Source organism: Delftia sp. CH05, assembly GCF_009827015.1.
Taxonomy (GTDB): domain Bacteria; phylum Pseudomonadota; class Gammaproteobacteria; order Burkholderiales; family Burkholderiaceae_C; genus Comamonas; species Comamonas tsuruhatensis.
Genome location: NZ_WUMG01000061.1, coordinates 14316 through 34030, shown reverse-complemented (window position 1 = coordinate 34030; position 19715 = coordinate 14316). Strand labels below are relative to the sequence as shown.

Annotated in this window: 16 protein-coding genes and 2 pseudogenes; 10 read left to right on the top strand and 8 right to left on the bottom strand. The window is 65.1% G+C overall.

Translation table 11 applies throughout. The features are described from left to right. The 3 genes from GRX31_RS27960 to GRX31_RS27950 all read left to right on the top strand — a co-directional run. On the top strand, positions 1 to 283 hold a 283-nt coding region (locus GRX31_RS27960; protein WP_160855827.1), incomplete at its 5' end, for a transposase. A 40-nt stretch (positions 284 to 323) separates the two neighbouring features. Continuing rightward, positions 324 to 1061, top strand: a complete 738-nt coding sequence (locus GRX31_RS27955; RefSeq protein ID WP_034367093.1) for a hypothetical protein — start codon at positions 324 to 326, stop codon at positions 1059 to 1061. 116 nt (positions 1062 to 1177) lie between these two features. Next, positions 1178 to 1891: a hypothetical protein gene (locus GRX31_RS27950; RefSeq protein WP_047327284.1), complete on the top strand. Its 714-nt coding sequence runs from the start codon at positions 1178 to 1180 to the stop codon at positions 1889 to 1891. A gap of 126 nt (positions 1892 to 2017) precedes the next feature. Here the strand turns inward: GRX31_RS27950 and GRX31_RS27945 are convergent, their stop codons facing one another. The 3 genes from GRX31_RS27945 to GRX31_RS27935 form a co-directional block, all read right to left on the bottom strand. After that, positions 2018 to 2746: a DUF4198 domain-containing protein gene (locus tag GRX31_RS27945; RefSeq protein WP_151019768.1), complete on the bottom strand. Its 729-nt coding sequence runs from the start codon at positions 2744 to 2746 to the stop codon at positions 2018 to 2020. 192 nt (positions 2747 to 2938) lie between these two features. Further along, positions 2939 to 4855: an AMP-binding protein gene (locus GRX31_RS27940; protein ID WP_160855825.1), complete on the bottom strand. Its 1917-nt coding sequence runs from the start codon at positions 4853 to 4855 to the stop codon at positions 2939 to 2941. Between the two features lie 4 nt (positions 4856 to 4859). Then, positions 4860 to 5876 carry a Bug family tripartite tricarboxylate transporter substrate binding protein gene (locus tag GRX31_RS27935; RefSeq protein ID WP_160855823.1) on the bottom strand — a complete coding sequence of 339 codons (1017 nt, stop codon included), beginning with the start codon at positions 5874 to 5876 and terminating at the stop codon, positions 4860 to 4862. 123 nt (positions 5877 to 5999) lie between these two features. Here GRX31_RS27935 and GRX31_RS27930 point away from each other — a divergent pair, with 123 nt between their 5' ends. The 6 genes from GRX31_RS27930 (at position 6000) to GRX31_RS27905 (ending at position 11153) form a co-directional block, all read left to right on the top strand. Further along, positions 6000 to 6992: a LysR family transcriptional regulator gene (locus tag GRX31_RS27930; protein WP_160855821.1), complete on the top strand. Its 993-nt coding sequence runs from the start codon at positions 6000 to 6002 to the stop codon at positions 6990 to 6992. An 11-nt stretch (positions 6993 to 7003) separates the two neighbouring features. Further along, a complete protein-coding gene (locus GRX31_RS27925; RefSeq protein ID WP_016447017.1) occupies positions 7004 to 7585 on the top strand; it encodes a TetR/AcrR family transcriptional regulator in 582 nt (193 codons plus the stop codon). 115 nt (positions 7586 to 7700) lie between these two features. Continuing rightward, on the top strand, positions 7701 to 8801 hold the full coding sequence (locus GRX31_RS27920; RefSeq protein WP_160855819.1) for an alkene reductase: 1101 nt from the start codon (positions 7701 to 7703) through the stop codon (positions 8799 to 8801). A gap of 218 nt (positions 8802 to 9019) precedes the next feature. Beyond that, on the top strand, positions 9020 to 9652 hold the full coding sequence (locus tag GRX31_RS27915; protein WP_160855817.1) for an NAD-dependent dehydratase: 633 nt from the start codon (positions 9020 to 9022) through the stop codon (positions 9650 to 9652). Between the two features lie 47 nt (positions 9653 to 9699). Continuing rightward, positions 9700 to 10284 (top strand): flavin reductase family protein, encoded by a 585-nt coding sequence (locus tag GRX31_RS27910; RefSeq protein ID WP_160855815.1) that lies wholly within the window; start codon positions 9700 to 9702, stop codon positions 10282 to 10284. A 41-nt stretch (positions 10285 to 10325) separates the two neighbouring features. Beyond that, complete coding sequence (locus GRX31_RS27905) at positions 10326 to 11153, top strand: SprT-like domain-containing protein (protein ID WP_160855813.1); 828 nt, start codon at positions 10326 to 10328, stop codon at positions 11151 to 11153. 258 nt (positions 11154 to 11411) lie between these two features. On the opposite strand, the pseudogene GRX31_RS31215 reads toward GRX31_RS27905, so the two are convergent. From GRX31_RS31215 to GRX31_RS27885, 5 genes and pseudogenes are all read right to left on the bottom strand, one after another. Beyond that, a pseudogene (locus GRX31_RS31215) lies at positions 11412 to 11632 on the bottom strand (integrase core domain-containing protein); the annotation flags it as partial. A gap of 22 nt (positions 11633 to 11654) precedes the next feature. Beyond that, positions 11655 to 13289 carry a hypothetical protein gene (locus tag GRX31_RS27900; protein WP_160855811.1) on the bottom strand — a complete coding sequence of 545 codons (1635 nt, stop codon included), beginning with the start codon at positions 13287 to 13289 and terminating at the stop codon, positions 11655 to 11657. Between the two features lie 130 nt (positions 13290 to 13419). Further along, on the bottom strand, positions 13420 to 15012 hold the full coding sequence (locus GRX31_RS27895; RefSeq protein ID WP_160855809.1) for a hypothetical protein: 1593 nt from the start codon (positions 15010 to 15012) through the stop codon (positions 13420 to 13422). A 22-nt stretch (positions 15013 to 15034) separates the two neighbouring features. Beyond that, positions 15035 to 16471 (bottom strand): ATP-binding protein, encoded by a 1437-nt coding sequence (locus GRX31_RS27890; protein WP_160855807.1) that lies wholly within the window; start codon positions 16469 to 16471, stop codon positions 15035 to 15037. Next, on the bottom strand, positions 16471 to 17235 hold the full coding sequence (locus GRX31_RS27885; RefSeq protein ID WP_013802320.1) for a response regulator: 765 nt from the start codon (positions 17233 to 17235) through the stop codon (positions 16471 to 16473). The genes GRX31_RS27890 and GRX31_RS27885 overlap by 1 nt, the downstream gene beginning before the upstream one ends. A 152-nt stretch (positions 17236 to 17387) precedes the next feature. Here GRX31_RS27885 and GRX31_RS27880 point away from each other — a divergent pair. Then, positions 17388 to 19703 (top strand): annotated as a pseudogene (locus tag GRX31_RS27880) (TonB-dependent receptor). The last annotated feature ends 12 nt before the right edge of the window (positions 19704 to 19715 follow it).

Below are 19715 nucleotides of genomic sequence, written 5' to 3'. Positions count from 1 at the left end.
CCGCAAAAGACCATCGAAGTTGCACGCCGACAAGGGCTATGACTACAAGCGTTGCCGTGCGCACTTGAGACAACGGGGCATCGCCAGCCGCATTGCCAGGCGAGGCGTTGAGAGTAGCGAGCGACTGGGCAAGCATCGCTGGGTGGTGGAGCGGACTCATGGATGGTTTGCAGGCTTTGGCAAGTTGCGAATCCGCTTTGAACGACGGCTGGATATCCACGAAGCGCTGCTAAAACTGGCAGCGGCGATCATCTGTGCACGCTTCGTGGATCGGTGGTGTTAGCCACTCTTAGTGCCAAGGAAGCATCTATTTCTTTTTGATCATGCACACCATCCCTGAACTCGCCAGCCCCCAATCCTGGCAATCCACCCTGCCCTCCCGCCGCGCAGAGATTGCCCAAGCCATTCTGGAGGGGCTGCCGCGCGGCTTCGAGTTCGCCAAACCGTTCGTCTCTACAGAACCTGCTGAGGGCGCGGCACGGGAGGTTCCCTGCTTTTACGACGCGCAGCATGAGTCAACGCTGAAACTCGTGCTGGGCGGCGATTTCACCTACGGGGCAACGGCGCCGCGGCTTGCGACGTTGCGCGGTTTGATTCCTGCGGAGGACTGGTCCTTGATTGCGCCAGTGATCCATGCAGCGCATGAGGCGGGTCCCGTGCATGTGACCGCGTTTCTGATGGGCCGCTTTCCCACGTTCGAGTGGGTGATTGAAGAGCATGTGGAGTTGTGCGATGGGCTGGAGCGGCCTGATTTCTCCAGCGGAGACGCAGTTCCCCAGCGCGATCTGTCCGGGGATGTGTGCCTGACGCAGTTTGGCGATGGGCAGCTCAACCGCGCGGCCTCCAATCCCTGGGGAATGGCGGCGTTGGCGGTGGCCACCTTCACCCGGCTGCAGGCCAGTCCGCACGAGTGGCGCATCCGTGGCGGTGCGGCGGCGTTCTATCCGTTTCAGCATCCCATGCAGCAGGCCATGCTGCTGACGGAGCTTCAGCTGCCGCTGGCCAACATGCCCGGGCAGATGGCGGGTCTGCGTCTGTGCCTAGATGTGCCAGCCATATAAGGGCACATAGGGCCATATGGGCCATATGGGGCCAATCCGTGCACAGCCGTTGTTGTGGCGCTCCTGGCACAACAATGTTCTGGTGGCGTCATTTTTCGGCTTTAGGATGGCGGGCCATGCGCAATTCCCACTCCCTTTGGACGGCGGCAGCCCTGGGCCTGGCAGCCTGTCTCGGCACCAGCCCGGCCCATGCAGCCCGGCCCATGATCACGGATGATGCCCGCATCGTCGATGCCAAGTCCTGCCAGCTGGAAAGCTGGGTCAAGTCCAAGAAGGACAGCACGGAGTTCTGGGCCCAGCCGGCCTGCAATTTCACGGGCAATCTGGAGCTGACGCTGGGCGCGGCACGCACGCGAGAGGACGGCAGCAGCCGGACCACGGATGTGGTGATCCAGGGCAAGACCCTGTTCAAGGAACTGCAGCCCAATGGCTGGGGCTGGGGCCTGGCCGTGGGCAATGCCCGGCATCCGAATGACGAAGGCCAGGGCCGGGGGGATCTGTACGCCTATGTGCCCGTCACGTTCTCGCTGCGCGATGACCGGCTGTTCTTCCACACCAACGTGGGCTGGCTGCGCACGGCGCAGACGCATCGCAACCTCATGACCTGGGGCCTGGCCACCGAGGCCCAATTGAGCCAGAGCACCTGGCTGATTGCCGAGACATTCGGCCAGAACCAGGGCAAGCCCTTCTACCAGATGGGCCTGCGCTACTGGCTGGTTCCCAATCATGTGCAGGTCGATGCCACCTACGGCAACCGCGCGGGCAGCAGCACGCAGGAGCGGTGGTTTTCCATCGGCTTGCGGCTGCTGTCGTCACCGTTCCTGCCCTGAGCACTGCCTGGTGGCTGGCGTCGCGCCCGTATGCCTGCAGGCCCGGACGCCATGGAAACCGGTGCCCCGCACCGGCCGGTGCGGGGCGGTGCGGACCGTGCAGGACCGCAATGCCTGCCGCAGTGCCTATTTGTTGGGCTTGGCTGCAGGGCCGGCCGGGATGGCGGCGACGCCATCAGGCTTGACGTAGGTGACCGAGGTCACGTAGTGCACGCCGTCGTATTTTTCTGCACCGTTCGGGCCGGTACGCTCGCCGCCGCTGCGCTCGTCGTGCGTGGCTTCGGCCACGTAGGTGCCCTTCCAGGGCATGTCGAACTGCACCAGGCCCTGCTCGTCGGCATGGGCTTCCTTGCTCCAGCCCGATTGCACGGTCAGCACGACCTTGGCCTTGGGCAGCGGCTGGCCCTTGTAGATGACCTTGAACTCGCCGGCCTTGCCCGAGGGCACCACATCCAGCGTCAGGCGCGGGGCCTGGGCGGCAAAGCCGGTGATCAGGCGCGCGGCCGGGTGGTACCAGTTGCGCAGTTCCTGCTCGCCCTTCTTGCTGGTGTACAGCGGATAGCCGGCATCCTCGGCCACGATGCTTTCGCCCTGGCCGGCCTTGAAGGGCAGCGCAAAGCCGGTGCCGGTCTTGCGGCCGTCGGCCGCCTTCTCGCCCTTGGCAGACACCAGGGTGGCCACGGGCTTGCCGAACTTGTCGAGCAGGCCCGGCGATGTCTCGCGCAGGTTGTCGCCGAATTCGCCAAAGCGGATCACGGCGGTTTCGCCGGCCGGCTGTTCCAGCCAGATCTGGTGGGCCTGGCTGGCGCCGCTGGCGGCCAGGAGTGCGGAGACAAGAATCCAGTGTTTCTTCATTGCAGCTTCCTCAAAGGACAAAAAAACAGCCATCGGCGCCATAACGGGCCGACGGCATGAACGTGTTGGGAGTGGGGTGCGGCCGCATGTCGCCGCATTGATTATTGAATGCGAATGGTTTGCATTCTATGCGCATTGCACACCGCCCCGGCGCAGTTCACCAGGTGGCTGCAATGGGGTCCGGCCCAGCGCTCAGGCGGCATCCTCGATGCGCACCGGCTCGCCCGTGAAGGCCAGCGCCTTGGCGGCCTGCTCCCAAGGGCTCCGGTCAGCCGCCCTGTCCGGGCGCAGCACAAAGCCCTCGCCTTCCGCATGCGTGGTGCTGTCGGCGGGCGGCAGCGGCAGGCCCATGCGCTCATGCGCCTGGGCGGCCAGGGTGCGGGCGTAGATTTCAGCAGCCATGCTGCGCAGGCGCGGCTTGTAGACCTTGCCCACGTTGGTGGTGGGCAGCGCATCGATGATGCGCACATAGCGCGGGCGCGCAGGCGCTTCGTCCACGCCGGCTGCGGCAAAGGCCAGCAGTTCGGTCTCATCGGCCTGGGCGCCGGGCTGGAGCGCGACAAAGGCCACAGGCACCTCGCCCGCATAGGCATCGGGCGCGCCCACGGCGGCGCAGGCCTTGACGGCGGGATGGCGCTCCAGCGCCTGCTCTATCACCTGCGGATCGATGTTGTGGCCGCTGCGGATGATCACGTCCTTGGAGCGCCCGCGCAGCCGCAGCAGGCCATCGTCGCCGACCGAGCCCAGGTCGCCCGTGATCAGCCAGCCGTCATCGGTGAGGTAGCTGGACGGCTCGATGCCGCCCAGGTAGCCGGAAAACAGATTGGGCGACCGGAACACCACCATGCCGGTTTCGCCGGGCGCCGCTTCCTGGTCCGATGGCCTGCCGTCAGGCCCCATGCGGCGCACGGCAAGGCGCGCAAACGGCAGGCGCAGGCCCACATGGCCCGCTGCCGCGTGCAGGCCAGGCGGCGTGATGGTGGAGATGCCCGTCATCTCGGTCATGCCCAGGCTCTCGTGCACATGGAAGCCGCTGTGCGCCTTGAAGCGCGCCGCCACCTCCGGCGACAGCGGCGCGGCGCCCGTGCGGAAGTAGCGGATGGAGGACACATCGGCCCCCAGCAGCGGCACCTCCACCAGCGCGGCCAGCACCGTGGGCACGGCCGACATCAGCGTGGGCTTCCACTGTGCCGCCATGCGCCAGAAGCCGGCAATCACGGCCTTGTTGCGAAACAGCCCCGTGGTCGGAATGATGACGTGGGCCCCGGCCGAGAAGCAGGCCAGCGAGCCCGGCAGCACGCCCGCCACATGGAACAGCGGGTAGCCGTTGATGGTGCGGTCGGCCGTGTTCAGGCCCTGCATCTGCACGCTGGCCCAGGCGGTGTAGACCTGGGCGCCATGCGTTTGCACGGCGATCTTGGGCGCACCCGTGGTGCCTCCGGTATGGAAGTAGGCCGCCACGTCGCCGGCCTGGAGCTGGCGCCCGCTCACCAGCCGGTCGGAGGGCTGGGCGGCCAGGGCAGCGTTCAGATCGCTGGCGGGCCAGCGCTGTCCATCCCCCTGGGGAGTCCGACCTTCATGCGAGACCCAGAGCACATGCGCCAGATCCGCATCCAGCGCCGTGGCTTTCTCGCGGATGCCGGCATCGTCCTCGTCCGCCCAGGCGATCAGAAAGCGCGCGCCCGTGGTCCGCATCAGGGCAGAGATCTTCTCGGCACTCAACAGCGGATTGATGGGCTGCACGATGCCCGCCGCCTCGCCGCCCCACAGCGCAAAGTGGTACTCCATGCAGCCGGGCAGCAGGATGGCCACCGTGTCGCTGGCGCCCATGCCCAGCGCATGCAGGGCGTTGGCCGTCTGGTGGATCTTGCCCAGCAGTTCGGCATAGCTCAGGTGCCGGGCATCATCCACGCTGCCGGCCTGGGGCAGAAAGCTCAGCGCCCTGCCCTGGCCGTGCTCACGCGCGGAGTTGCAAAACAGGTCGTAGACCGTTTGCGCCGTGATCAGCCCGGCCATAGGCTGGCTTTCAATGGCCTCCACATCGGCCAGGGAACGCACGGCCCGCAGGGGCCGGAACATGGATTGCGCAGGAATAGGACTCATGGCCATGGGCTCACTCCGCGCCCAGGCCGTTGGTACGCACCACCTCGCCCCAGCGCGTGTAGTCGCTGCGGATCAGGCCCTCGGTGTCCTGGGGGTTGAGGTAGGCGGCCGTCACGCCGATCTTCTCGAAACGGTCGCGCACCTCGTCGGTGGCCAGCAGCTGGCGCGAGGTGGCGCTGAGTTTGTCGATGATGGCGCGCGGTGTGTCCTTGGGTGCCACCAGGCCGCCCCAGGACGATGCCTCATAGCCGCCAAAGCCCTGCTCGGCCATGGTCTGCACGCCGTCCAGCGCCTTCACGCGCTGCGGCGTGCCCACGGCCAGTGCCCTCAGCCGCCCGCTGCGGATATGGGGCAGCGCAGACACCATGTCCGCATAGATCACCGGCACCACGCCGCCCAGCGTGTCGTTCATGGCGGGCGCGCTGCCCTTGTAGGCCACGTGCTGCATGGTGTGCAGCCTGGCCGATTTCATCAGCTCCATGCTCAGGTGGCCCGAGCTGCCCGCCCCGGAGCTGGTGTAGTCCAGCGTGGCGGGCTGCGCCTTGGCGTACTGGAACAGCGATTTGAGGTCCGTCACCTTAGGCAAGGACTGCGCATTGACCGCAATCACATTGGGCAAGTCATAGATCTTGGTGACCGGGGCGAAATCCGTGGCCGGGTGGAACTTGACGTTCTTGAAGAAATGCGGCGCCATGATGGTGGGTGTGACCATCATCATCAGCGTATAGCCGTCAGGCGCTGCCGTGCGGAACTGGCCTGCCGCCACCGCGCCCGATGCGCCGGGCTTGTTCTCTATCACCACGGGCTGGCCCAGCTGGCGCGCCAGCGCCTCGGCGTAGACGCGCGCCGCGCCATCGGTGGGTCCGCCCGGCGGGAAGGGAACGACCAGGCGAATCGGCCTGTCGGGCCAGGCGCCGGTATCGGTATTGGCCTGCGCCGCGCCGCACAGCGATGCGAACGCAGCCACGCCGATGGCGCCCAGCGCCATGCCCTTGGCCAACGCCTGTCTTTTTGTGATGCCTGCCATCTTGTCTCCTTGAATGCTTATGTGTTCTGGCTGGCCCATTCTGCCCAGCGCACCCTCTTTGACAATGGCGGCGGCGGTTGACATCATGTCAAACAATATTGACACCCCCTTGGACTGCAGCGCATGGATCTCCTGGCATTCAACATCCTTGTCCAGATCATCGAACACGGAAACCTGAGCCAGGCGGCAAAGTTCTTGAACATGTCGCGGGCCAACGTGAGCTACCACCTGGCCCGGCTGGAGAAGTCCCTGGGCGCATCGCTGCTGCGCAGAACGCCCCAGGGCGTGGAGGCCACCGAGGTCGGCCAGCGCATCTACCGCCATGCACGCAATATCCTCAACGAGACCGAGCTGGTGCGCGAGCTGGCCCAAAGCAGCACGGACGACATCTCGGGAAAGATCGGCCTGAGCGTGCCCACCGGCTACGGCCACCTGGTCATGGCGCCGTGGCTGATCGAGTTCAAGCGCGCCCATCCGCAGGTGGTGCTGGACATCCGCCTGGAAAACTTCATCGACAACCTGCTCAAGGACAGCGTGGACATCGCGATCCGCGTCATGTCCGACCCGCCGCCCATGCTGGTGGCGCGCGACATGGGGCCGGTGCGCTACAGCCTGTGCGCCTCCAGCGACTGGCTGCGCAGCCACCGCCTGCCGGAGACCCCGTCCGAGCTGTCGCGCACGCCGCTCATCACATCGGGCGGCGAAAGCGGCAAGGTGCGCCTGCAGATTGCGCGGAACGGCCAGCCGCTGGAGGAGCTGGACATCACGCCCACGCTGATGTCGCGCAGCTACCCTTTCCTGTGCGACTGCATCACCGGTGGCCTGGGCGTGGGGCTGGTGCCCGACTACATGGTGCGCCGCCAGGTGGAAGATGGCCGCGTCGTGCTGGCCATGCAGGACTACGAATTCAGCATCAACCAGGGCCGCATGTTCATGCTGTACATGCCCAACCGCTTCCAGTCCGGCGCCGCCCGGGCCTTGATCGACTTTCTGAGCGACAGGATGGGCCTTGCGCGCATCATCCGGCCGGGTGACTTGCCCGACGGCACAGGCGTTGCGACCGCCGGAATGACGCTGGAACAAAGTTTGCAGACGACTGGTCGGTTTTTGCGTTAGACTTCGATCCCATGAAGAAACCCGCACAGGAAACACGCCAGCACATCCTTGATGTGGCCAAGGCGTTGATGACCCAGAAAGGCTACACGGCCGTCGGCCTGGCCGAGGTCGTCGCGGCCGCGGGCGTGCCCAAGGGCTCCTTCTACTACTACTTCAAGTCCAAGGAAGAGTTCGGCCAGGCCCTGCTGCAGGAGTACTTCGACGAGTACCTGGCCAAGATCGATGCGCTCATGGAGACGCCCGACCCGGCCATCTCCCGGCTGATGACCTACTTCCGCCATTGGACACAGAAACAATGCTCGGCCCATGCAGGAGGCCAGTGCCTCGTGGTCAAGCTGGGTCCCGAGGTCTGCGACCTGTCCGACGACATGCGCTCGGTGCTGCGCACCGGCACCGACGCCATCATCACCCGCCTGACCGACTGCGTGCGCGCAGGCCAGGCCGACGGCTCCATCACCTCCACCATGGATGCCCCCACGCTGGCCGAATCGCTGTACCAGCTGTGGCTGGGTGCCTCCCTGCTGTCCAAGCTGGGCCGACATGAGGAGCCCTTTGCCGCAGCCCTTGTTTCCACGAAGCGGCTGCTGGGCTGAGCAGGCCTGGCCGCCGCTTTTTATTTGTCTTTTTTGTAGACGACTGGTCAACTTTAAAACCTACACCTCTTACTTATCCCACTTCTTTTTTGTTCAACCACCACTACTGCACACCATGACCGACCACAGCCTTCACACCGATCTGTTCTCCCCCACCCAACTGGGCGGCCTGTCGCTCGCCAACCGCTTCGTCATGGCCCCGCTGACCCGCAGCCGCGCCGGTGACGACGGCGTGCCCACCGAACTGCACGCCACCTACTACGCCCAGCGTGCCAGCGCAGGCCTTTTGATCAGCGAAGCCGTCAACATCTCGGCCCAGGGCCGCGGCTACAACCTGACCCCCGGCATCTGGACCGAGGAACAGGTCGCCGGCTGGAAGAAGGTCACCGACGCCGTACATGCGGCCGGCGGCAAGATCGTGGCCCAGCTGTGGCACGTGGGCCGCTACTCGCACGTAGACCTGCAGCCCGGTGGCGTGGCCCCTGTCGCCCCCTCTGCCATCAAGGCCGAAGGCGTCACCTTCACGCCCAACGGCGTAGCCGAGGTGTCCATGCCCCGCGCCCTGGAAACCAGCGAAATCCCCGGCATCATCGAGCAATACCGCCATGCGGCCGAATGCGCAAAGCGTGCAGGCTTTGACGGCGTGGAAGTGCACTCGGCCAACGGCTACCTGCTCGACCAGTTCCTGCGCGACTCCACCAACCACCGCAGCGACGCCTATGGCGGCAGCATCGAAAACCGCGCCCGCCTGACGCTGGAAGTCACCGACACCGTGGCCAAGGTCTGGGGCGCCGACCGCGTGGGCATCCGCCTGTCGCCCGTCACGCCCAACGCCGGCAACACGCCGCTGGACAGCGATGTGATGGCGCTCTACGGCTACCTCATCCCCCAGCTCAACCGCTTCGGCCTGGCCTACCTGCACGTCGTGGAAGGCGCCACCGGCGGCTCGCGCGAACTGCCGCCCGGCGTGGACCTGGACGCGCTGCGCAAGCTCTTTGACGGCGCCTACATGGGCAACAACGGCTATGACCTGGAACTGGCCATGGACCGCCGCGCCAAGGGCTTGGTCGATACCGTGGCCATCGGCCGCCCCTTCATCGCCAACCCCGATCTGGTGGCCCGCCTGCGCCACGGCAAGGAGCTGGCCGTGGCCCCGCACGAGGCCTACTACGGCGGCGGCGCCCAGGGCTACATCGACTGGCCTGCATTGGCGTAACTCCCCCTGAGCGGCTTACGCCGCTTCCCCCGTTGCACGGCGCCCTCTCTCGCTTCGCGGGAGGGGGCGTCCGGGCAGCCGGCGACACCCTCGGTACGGGGCGGCGCGGCCGGCGTAGGCCCTTCCTCGGTGTCCCTTGCCTTGGGCTGCACCAGTTTTATGCGCCACGCCATCTACGGCACACTGGCTGATCCGTGTCCCCATCGAAAGACCAAGCCATGCAACTGCTGATCGTAGGCGCCACGGGGCTGGTGGGCAGCCAGGTGCTGCAACAGGCCCTGGCCGACAGCCGCATCACCCGCGTCGTGGCCCCGGTACGCCGGGCGCTGCCGGCGCATCCCAGGCTGCTCGCCCCCATCGTCGATTTCGAGCACCTGCCCGAAGACGCCGACTGGTGGCGCGCCGACGCCCTGGTCTGCACCCTGGGCACCACCATCAAGACAGCCGGCAGCCAGCCGGCGTTTCGGCGTGTGGACCATGACTATCCGCTGCTGGCCGCACAGTTGGCGCGGCGCCACGGCACGCCCACCTATGTGCTGAACTCGGCCATGGGCGCCGACGCTGGCTCGCGCATCTTCTACAACCGCGTCAAGGGTGAACTCGAGCGCGACCTGCGGGCGCAAGGCTTTGCCTCCCTCACCTTCGTGCGCCCCGGCCTGATCAGCGGCCCGCGCACCGAACACCGCGCGGGTGAGCGCTTCATGGTCGGCCTTCTTGGCGCCCTGGGCCCGCTGCTGCCCCGGCGCTGGCGGCTCAACCCCGCGCACCGCATCGCCCATGCCTTGATAGAGGCTGCTGTCAACGCCAGGCCCGGCGTCCATATCGTGGGTTCCAAGGCGCTGGCCGAATGAGCCCGGCGCCTGCACGCGCAAAAACAGAACCCTTCAGGAACCATTGCATGAACCCGCATATTGCCCCGGTCGATCTCGCCAAGTCCTACCGACTGATCAACCACGGCCCCACGGTCCTGGTCTCGGCCCGCCATGGCGGCGTGGACAACGTCATGGCCGCAGCCTGGTGCTGCGCGCTGGACTTTGCGCCCCCGAAGCTCACCGTGGTGCTGGACAAGGCCACGGCCACGCGCGCCTTGGTCGAGCACAGCGGCATGTTCGTGATCCAGGTGCCCACGGCCGCCCAGTTGCAGCTCACGCACCAGGTCGGCACGCTCAGCCTGTCCACCGATGCAGGCAAGCTCGCCACCAGCGGCGCACAGCTGTTCGGCATGGAAGGGTTCGACCTGCCCTTCGTGGATGGCTGCGTCGGCTGGCTGGCCTGCAGGCTGATCCCGGAACCCCACAACCAGCAGGCCTACGACCTGTTCATCGGCGAGATCGTGGGCGCGTGGTCCGACACCCGCGTATTCAGCGGCGGCCACTGGCACTTCGAGGACGCCGACCCCGCGCTGCGCAGCCTGCACTACGTGGTGGGTGAGCAGTTCTATGCGATTGGGCAGGCGTTGAACGTGCAGGACGGATCGCCCTGAAACTCGCCAATGGCGGCATGGCTGTATTGCACAATCCAGCCATGCTCTCGGCCACCGCCTCTTCCCTTGCACCTTCCCTTGCCTCTTCGCGCGCAGTCCCCACGCGCGAAACCTATTCCGAACTGCAGCAGGCCTACGAGCACTTCAACCAGCGCCTGTTCGACGATGCCCTGCCCCACTGCCTGATCACGCTGCAGCGCGAAAAGCGCACCTGCGGCTATTTCTCTGCGGCGCGCTTTGCGTCGCTGGATGGCAGCACCACGGACGAGATTGCGCTCAATCCCGCCTACTTCGCGGCCGTGCCCATCATCGAGACGCTGCAGACCCTGGTGCATGAGATGACGCACCTGTGGCAGCACCACTTCGGCAAGCCGGGCCGCGCGCGGTATCACAACGAGGAATGGGCGGACAAGCTGGAATCGCTGGGCCTCATGCCCTCGTCCACGGGCCGGCCGGGCGGCCGGCGCACGGGCGACATGATGGCCGACTACGCCATGGCGGGCGGCCCCTTCCTGGCGGCCTGCGATGCCTTGCTGACCACGCGCTTCCAGTTGAGCTGGTACGACCGCTTCCCGGCCATCGAGCATGTGGTAACGGGCCAGTGGAGCATGGCCACGCAGATCCAGGGCATGCAGGGTACGCAGCCGCCCATGTCCGCCGTGCCAGCCCTGGCCGAAGCCGTGCGGCCCGTGGGCACCTCGGTGGCGGTGGCGGGCTCCACCACGGGCGAGATGGCCGTGCAGCCGGCCAACAAGTCCCTGCGCGTCAAGTACCGCTGCGGCGGTTGCGCGGCGCCCGTCAATGTCTGGGGCAAGCCGGGGCTGAACCTGATCTGCGGGGAATGCCAGCAAAGCTTCGCCGCGCAATAGCTGGCACACCTTGCCCGGCAGGGCATTTGTATCGCAGGTGTATACCGGCCGAGACCATACAAAACCGCACGCAAGGCCGCGATGGCCCGGCATGCCGTCGCCACAATCGCACCAGCCTCTAGCTTTCCACCCACGATCCAAGGAATCTCCATGTCCTCATGGCTAACAAGCACACTACCCCGGCAAGATCCGCACCACAGGCGAACGCGATGGCACCGCGCGCAGCGATGATGGCCGCCTGGCAGTGGCGATCCAGTTGCCGCTGGAGATCTTCATTCCTGCGCTATCGATATGCGCGGAGCCCAACGTCGTTTCTTCGAACTTTCCGCGCCTTCGTAGCATCGGCATTGCCGGCTGTTGGCTGATTGCAGGCATCGATGCAGAGCGCTGCGGCTGAGCTTGGGGGCGATCTCCAGGAACTGCCTCATGAGATCGCCCAGCGATAGATGCACTTGCTTGCGCAGCGCAATTGCCAGGTGGGTGCAGCAGCCCGGGCGCCCTTCAATGGCGAACGCGATCGAATCCTATGGGCGTGCCATTTTTGTCCCGCACCTGGACCGCAAATCCCTTGTGGGGATAGTAGGTGAACCCCATGGATTGGTAGGTGGAAAAGGCCGGCACGGCACGGTTCTCGACAGATGCATCAAAGTTGAAGATGAACTGGCTGGTCGGCGATCCCAGGAACCGGAGGTAGCAGCGCACGATTCCGGGATACTCCGAGTCGCCAGGCTCACGTTGATAGTAGTGGCAGCTCGCGCCGTCGCCTTTGGCAAACTCCCCTTCCACCCGACTCAGCTCGAACATCAGATTTCCTTCACCCATGGCCTGGAAAGCCCAGAGTCCCAAAAGCGCCTCCGGGTTGGCCGCGCCATAACCGAACTGGAATTTCTCGATGGCCACCCAGTCTTCCCCAGGAAACTTGATCTGGCCCCGCAAAGGGGATTGAAAGGCGAGCTGGACCTCGCCCACATCGGCCACTTCCCGCCCGGTCAGGGCAGGGCCCCCAAAATAGCGGCCTCCCGCATAACGCTTGAGCCGGGCCTTGACATCGGGACTGGCCGTGGTTCCGACACCCATTCGGAGGTCGTACGTCATCTTCCCCACAGCCAAGTGAAAACTGGGGCTTCCATTGCTTTCATAGTTGTAGACCTGCATGACAAAGTTGCCATTTTGGACATCGATGGCCATTCCGCGTCCAGGCTTGCCGTTGAGCTCCTGGCTGACGATCCAGGTGCCAGGCTCTGGCACATAAAAGTGCATGCCGGAATCGCGCATTTCGCTAAAGCGGATTCCCTGGAACCTTTGGTGCAACATCCTGTGACTCACATCAGCGGCGGCGTCGTAGCTGGCGTATTTGCTGCCACGCAGCCTGGTGCGCGTCTGTGGCGAGGCCGCTCGTGTAACAAAACCTTCAAGGCCGTGCACAGACTTGCGGATTTCAAAGACGGCGCGCTGCTGCTCGGGTGCGCCGCGCTCGAACGTGACGTTGCACCGCACCCATCCGCCGGAGCCCATGGAGGTACAAGGATTGGAGGTGGCCAGAGAGCTTTCATACCAGGGGGAGGACGCCAGCAGCAGAGACTCCACGTCCCCGTTCGCAGGATCGCGGTACATGTCAATATGCCATGCCGATGTGGGTCGATCGGCCTCATCGAACTCCATGGCCACCCAGCTCTCGCGGAAATCGGGCTTGAGCAAAAACCCATCGGCCACTCCATCGAACCGGAAGCGGGACATGGCCACCTCCGGCTCGCCGGGAAACTGGATAAAGCCCGAGGTGGAGCTTTCGAACCGGATACGCACCTCGCCGGCCACCTCATCCTCCCGGCCTACGCGTTCGCCGCTACCAAAAAAGCGGCCACCACGATATTGAACCAGCCGGCCCTGGAATTGCACTCCATTGAGAGGACCGGAGGCTAGGTGGAACGTGGGCTGGCCTGCGCGGTTGTAGTTATAGACCTGCATGACCAGATGCTGGTTCTGCACGTCAATGGCCATGCCTCGGCCCGGCAGGCCATTGACCTCGGAGTCCACGATCCAGGTGCCGCTTTGGATGAAAATGGGGGTCGCAAAGCCGTTAGTGGCACAGGCGCACAAAAGTACGAAGCCATAAAATGCCTGTTTCAAAAAATTCATGATGATTCTTTTATGGCCTCAATCTGCCCATTAAATTTTGGCAGCTGGTGCCTTTGTCCACCAAATGGTGGGTTGACCGGAAGTCCGCCAAATCCAGGCATCGCAGATGACTTTAGATGCCATGATTTTCTCAATGGAGAATACTGTCAAATCCTATGGGAGTACGATTTTTATCGAAAACCTGCACAGCAAATCCTTTCTCGGGGAAATGAGTTTTTCCATAAGATCTTTGATACGAGAATGCGGGAACTGCCCGGTACTCGGGTGAAAAATCAAAAGTGAAAATTTGCTGAAAATCTTCATTTTGATAATTCGTCACACAACGAACGGTTCCACGATATTCTAAAATTTTCTCATCGGGGTCATCAAAATGGCACATCACACTTTGACCCAAGGCATATTTTCCTTCAACCTTGAACAATTCCAGCCACCATCTTTGGTCCAACACATTTTGCAAAGCCCATATCCCGAGAAGCGCCTGCGGATTTTTTTCTCCATAGCCAAACTGAAATTTTTCCATATCCTTCCAAGACTCCCCAGGAAATTTCACCCGACCCTTCAGAGGCGACAGAAAGACCATTTGTACTTCGCCCACATCGGCGTCCTCATGACCGCTCATGCCATCACTACCAAAGTAACGCCCACCGGCGTAGCGTTTCAGCCGAGTCGTGACATCCATAGTGCCGGTCCCAGATGATGGATTATCGGAAACCTTGCCAACCCCCAGATGGAAACTGGGGTCACCATTTTCTTCATAGTTGTAGACCTGCATGACAATTACTCCGTTTTGCCAGTCCAGCGCCATTCCACGCCCAGGCTTGCCGTTGAGTTCGCTGCTAACGATCCAAGTGCCGGGCTCCGGCACATAGGTGTACTTGCCATGCAGATTCTTTGTATGTACCAGCCGATGGTCTACAGAATTAGCGTCATCGTAGAAATGATATTTATTCCCGCGCAGCTTTCTGATCAAATTTGGCAATGCAGTGCGGGTAATGAAACCCTCCAGTCCATTCACGGATCTTCTGATTTCAAATACCGCAGGCCTTTGCCAAGACTCTCCCTGCTCGAACATGACATCGCACCGTATCCAGCCGTCCTTCTTCAGGGTACAAGGGTTGACGGTGGACATGGATTTTTCGATCACCGGGGCGGATGCCACTGTCAGCGACAGTTTTTTATCAGGACCGGCGCCCTGCCTCAGTTCCAAATGCCATGCGGCATACGGGCTACCCTGTTCGTCGTACTCCATGGCCAGCCAACCCTCTAACGAGCCCGGTTTCAGAGCAAATCCCTCGGGCACGGCGTCGAAACGAAAGCGAGACATGGCCACCTCCGGCTCGCCGGGAAACTGGATAAAGCCCGAGGTGGAGCTTTCGAACCGGATACGCACCTCGCCGGCCACCTCATCCTCCCAGCCTACGCGTTCACCGCTGCCAAAGAACCGGCCTCCCCGGTACTGGCTCAGGGGGCCCTTGAATTGCAGACCATTGAGCGGACCGGAAGCCAGATGGAACGTGGGCCGACCCGCGCGGTTGTAGTTGTAGACCTGCATGACCAAGTGCTGGTTTTGCACGTCGATAGCCATGCCCCTGCCCGGCAGGCCATTGAGCTCGGAATCCACAATCCAGGTACCGCTTTGAATGAATAGCGGTGTCGCAAAGCCGTTGCCGGCACAGGCGCACAAGAGCAAAAGGCCATAAAAGGCCCGTTTCAGGAAGCACATAAAGAGGTTTGTTGCGTGTCGGTCAGTACGCCCGCCCATTGGAGCGCGGTAAATGTAACACCGCTTTCAAACCACCTCCTTCGCGGTTGGCCAGCACAATGCGCCCGCCGTGCGCCTTGGCAACGGCATCGGCAATGGACAGGCCCAGGCCAAACCCGCCAGAGCCCGCGTTGCGCGAGGCCTCCATGCGGTAGAACGGCTCCAGCACCTGGGCCAGTTGCTCCTGGGCAATGCCCGGCCCCCGGTCCAGCACGTCGATGCGCAGCAAATCGTCGCTGTCGCTGATGCGCAGTTCGGCGTCGCGGCCATAGCGCAGCGCGTTCTCCAGCAGGTTCTGCAGGCAGCGGCGCAGGCTGTGGGGATAGCAATCGAGCGGGCGCAGGGCGCGGCCCGTGATGGGGATGTGCACTCCATGCGCCTCGCCCAGGTCCTGGGCCACGCCCTGCACCAGGGCGTTGATGTCCAGCGCCTGGTGCTCGCCGCGCGCGTCGGCGCCGGTGAGCATGTCCAGCGTGGCGGTGACCATGGCTTCCATCTCCTGCAGATCGCGGCGGAATTTGTCGCGCAGGGCTTCGGGCTCCAGCATTTCCGAGCGCAGGCGCAGCCGCGTGATGGGCGTGCGCAGGTCGTGCGAGACGGCTGCAAAGAAACGCGTGCGCTCGGCCACGCCATCGGCGATGCGCTGCTGCATGGCATTGAAGGCCTGGGCCGCCTGGCGCACCTCGCGCGGGCCGTCCAGCGGCAGGGGCGGGCTTTTGAGGTCCTTGCCCAGCGCGTCGGCCGCGCTGGCCATGCGCGCCAGCGGGCGCATGGCCAGGCGCACGGCCAGCAGGGCCACCACCACGACCACGATGATGCGCAGCAGGTAGATGCGCAGCACATAGTCGGCCAACGCCCAATAGGGCCTGACGGGGTAGCCAGCCTCGCCCTCCACGGCCTGCACCTGCAGCCACTGGCCGTTGCCCAGGCCCAGCAGCATGCGCACATGGGCTTCGGGCTCATGGGCAGTGAGCAGGGTCTCTGCGCCGCCATGCAGCTCCAGCGCCAGCAGGTGAAAAGGCACGACAGCGCCCACGCGCCGCGCCAGCACATCGGCCAGCAACTCGCCGGCCATGACGTCGGCTGCATCGGCAGCGTCGGTCTGCTGGCGGTCCATGAGGTGCCGCGCCTGGGCGCCGTCCAGCAGGGCCAGCTGGTAGCCCTGCGTGCTCAGCGTGCCCACGGCGGCGGCGCGCGCCTCGGGCGGCAGCGAGGACAGCAGCAGCAGCGAATCAGCGGCGCGCGCGCCCAGCAGGCGCAACGGCACTTCCAGGAGCTGGCTGCGCCGACTTTCCCACCAGATGGTGCCCGTGAGCGCCTGGGCGGCCAGCATGCCGGCCACCAGGATCAGGGCCACGCGCCCCGACAGCGTCTGCGGCCACAGGCGTCGCAGCAGCGCGCCGGTCTGTGCCCAAGCCATCACGATGCCTGCGGCACCACATCGCAGGTCAGCACGTAGCCGGCGTTGCGCACGGTGCGGATCAGGCTGGCCTGGCGCGCGGGGTCTTCCAGGTGCTGGCGCAGTCGGCTGACGCAGACGTCGATGGCGCGGTCCTGGGCCTGGCGCTCGCGACCGAACACATGGTCGGCCAGGTAGTCGCGGCTCAGCGTGCGGTGCGGGTTGCTGGCCAGGGCGCAGAGCACGCGGTAGTCGGACTGGGCCAGCGGCACCAGCACGGCCTGGGGCGAGCGCAGCTCGCGCGCGCGCATGTCCAGCGTCCAGCCGGCAAAGCGCAGCACGGGCAGATGCTCCGGCTCGCTGGCCGGCGCCGGTGCCTGGGCCACGCGGCGCAGCACCACCTTGATGCGCGCCAGCAGCTCGCGCGGATCGAAGGGCTTGGGCAGGTAGTCGTCGGCCCCCATCTCCAGGCCCAGGATGCGGTCCAGCAAGGCGCCGCGCGCCGTGAGCATGACCACGGGGATGTGGGTGCGTTCGCGCAGGCTGCGGCACAGGGCCAGGCCGTCGGTGCCGGGCAGCATCAGGTCCAGCACGATGAGGTCGGCCGCATGCCGGCCCAGCCAGTCCCACATGGCCTGGCCGTCACCCACGGCGGCCGGGCGCATGCCCGAGGCGCGCAGGTAGTCGCACAGCAGCTCGCGGATGTCGGGATCGTCGTCCACCACCAGGATGCGCGGACCCTGGGCGGCCGGGGATGCGGCGGCTGGTGCGCTCATGGATTGCATTGGCGCACGGCGTTTTGTAATGGAATGTTGTGGCGGCGGCCTGTGCAATGGAGCATTGCATTTGCCCGGCGGCCGCTGGCCTGTCTGCGCTGTCGCGTCACTAGAGTCCTGCTCGTCAATAAGAACGATTTTCATTCTAGTGATTCGTCGCCATGTCTTCTCAGCACTCCAACAGTTTCCCTCCGGCCCTGTCCACCAGCCTTGCCCTGACGCTGGGCGCCTTCTCCATCCTGGCCGTGGCCCAGACTGCGGCCGCTCCGGCATCGCCCCTGGGCACGGTCGAGGTCCGCTCCACGCGTGAGGCGCCTGCCTACCAGCCCGCAGCCGTGCAGTCGCCCAAGCTCACCCAGCCGCTGCGCGACACGCCGCAAAGCATCAGCGTGGTGCCGGCCGAGCTGATCCGCGAGCAAAACGCCCAGAGCCTGCAGGAGGTGCTGCAGAACGTGCCCGGCATCACCTTCACCTCGGGCGAGGGCAACCTGGGCTGGGGAGATTTCTTTACCATCCGCGGCTTCTCGGCCGAGCAGGCCATCACCATCGACGGCGTGCGCGACGGCGGCATGGCCAGCCGCACCGACACCTTCAACCTGGAGCAGGCCGAGGTCTACAAAGGCACGGGCTCGGTGGAGTCGGGCGTGTCCGCCGTGGGCGGCAGCGTCCACCTGGTCAGCAAGGAAGCCAGGCGCGACACGTTCTACAACAGCTCGATGGGCGTGGGCAGCGATGGCTACCGCCGCGCCACGGCCGACCTGAACCGCAGCGTGGGCGAGACCGGCGCCGTGCGCCTGAACCTCATGAAGCACCAGAACGACGTGGCCGGCCGCAACGTGGTGGACTACGACCGCTACGGCGTGGCAGCCTCGTTCGCCCACGGCCTGGGCACTTCCACGCGCACCGTGGTCAACGTCTTCCACCAGGTGGACGACAACACGCCCGATGGCGGCCTGCCCATTCAGCGCGGCACGGGCGGCCAGGTGATGCCGGGCGTGCCGCGCAATGCCTGGTACGGCGCCTCCAACCTCTACACCCAGCAGTCGCGCACGGATATGGTGACGGCCCGCGTGGAGCATGACCTCTCGCCCACGACCACGGTGCGCAACCAGTTCCGCTACGAGCGTTCGGACAACTGGAGCGTGCTGGCGCCCGCGCGCTTCAACAGCGGCAGCAGCAAGAACTCGCTGGGCTATGTAGGCCTGGGCGGGCTGGTGACGGCGCCGGGCGGCATCCTGTCCTATGGCGACTACGGCCTGGTGAACACCACGGGCGCCAATGCCTCGCTGCGCCTGGCCTCGGTGCCAGTGTCCAAGCGCTACACCATCGCCAACAACCAGACCGATGTGCGCACCAGTTTCGAGACGGCAGGTTTCAAGCACGACCTCACGGCAGGGCTGGAGCTGTACCGCGAGACCTATGGCGACCGCGAGCGCAGCATGGACCTGCCCACGGGCACGCTGGGCTTCGACATGGCCAACCCGGCCACCACCTTCCCGGGCACGCCCACGGTGGTGGCCGCGGGCAGTGCGCGCGCCACGGTGCAGAACGCGGGCGTGTATGTGAACGACACCATCACCTTCTCGCCGCGCTGGCAGGCCCAGACGGCGCTGCGCTACGACCGCTGACAGGCGAACAACGGCGGCGCCAGCCGCACGGACGGCGCGCTCAGCGGCCGCCTGGGCCTGGTCTACAAGCCGGCCAGCGAGGGCTCCATCTATGTCTCCTACAGCCGTGCGGCCCAGCCCTCGGCCATGGGCGTGACCACGAACAACGGCGTCTACGGCACGGCCGCCCAGCTGGCCTATGCGCCGGCCCTGTCGCGCACCTGGGAGGCAGGCAGCAAGTGGGACGTGCTGGGCGGGCGCCTGTCGCTGACCGGCGCCGTGTTCCGCACCGAGCTGAGTGAATCGTGGGAGTACAGCCCCGACAGCGTCTCGCCCGTGCGCGCCCTGCCCGCCAAGCGGGTGCAGGGTTTCGAGCTGGGCGCCCAGGGCGAGATCACGTCGCGCTGGTCGGTGTACGCCGGCCTGTCCCACTTGAAGAGCCGTCTCACCAAGGGCGCAAACGAAGGTGCCGAGGCCAGGAACGTGCCCGACTGGAGCGGCAGCGTCTGGACCTCCTTCCTGGTCACGCCCGCCGTCACCCTGAGCTGGGGCGCGCAGTACGTGGGCGAGCGCCGCTATACGGACAACGTCATGGTGGGCGGCCAGAACAATACGTCCAGCACCGTAAACGGCCCCAACGGCGTGCACCCCATCTATGTGGCCGACCACGAAAAAGCGCCCAGCTACTTCGTGCAGAACCTGGCGCTGAGCTGGCGCATCAACCGCCAGCTCACGGCCCGCTTCAACATCAACAACCTCACCAACCACTTCTACTGGAGCCGCATCGGCGCCTCGCTGGACGGCTTTCAGCTCTACGGCGTGCCGGGCGCGGGCCGCACCTACACGGCGGGCCTGGACCTGTCCTTCTGAGCCCGGGCCACA